Annotated in this window: 1 protein-coding gene; it reads right to left on the bottom strand. The window is 49.5% G+C overall.

All coding sequences use genetic code 11. The features are described from left to right. Nucleotides 1-699: amidase family protein (locus ACWHAR_RS27395; protein ID WP_452088472.1), on the bottom strand; the 699-nt coding region annotated here is incomplete at both ends.

The following is a 699-nucleotide window of genomic DNA, read 5'->3' as shown; positions in this document are numbered from 1 at the left end:
TTTCGGAACGGCGATTTTCAGTCCTTTGATGTCGCCATTTAATGAAGAAAGAAAATCAGGCACGTCCACATTTGCACTCGTGGAGTCCATTTTGTCTACGCCGGAAATCGCTTGAAGTAAAAACGCGTTATCCTCAACCGTACGTGTAATCGGCCCGATTTGGTCTAATGAAGACGCAAATGCGACCAGGCCGTAACGAGATACACGTCCGTATGTAGGTTTTAATCCGACAACGCCGCAGAAAGATGCCGGCTGACGGATGGAGCCGCCTGTGTCAGATCCAAGAGAAAACGGAACTTCTCCCGCAGCAACCGCAGCTGCAGATCCGCCGCTTGAACCGCCGGGAACTGTATCCAGGTTCCAAGGGTTTTTCGTCAGCTTGTAAGCTGAGTTTTCTGTAGATGACCCCATGGCGAATTCGTCCATGTTCAGTTTTCCGATTGTGACCGCTTCAGCGTCTTGAAGGCGCTGAACGACAGTAGCATCGTAAATCGGATCAAAGTTTTCGAGAATTTTGCTGGAGCATGTTGTACGCAGCCCTTTTGTTACGATATTATCTTTTACGCCGATCGGCATACCGAAAAGAAGACCGTGCTCAGAACGGCCGTCAACCGCCTCATCAAGCTCCTTCGCGTATGCGCGCGCTCTTTCTTCATCTAATGCCAAAAAGGCTTGTACCTTATCATCAACCGCTTGGAT

Source organism: Bacillus sp. LR--39 (assembly GCF_053613335.1).
Note: the sequence above shows the minus strand (reverse complement) of the source record. Positions and strands in the feature narration are given on the sequence as shown.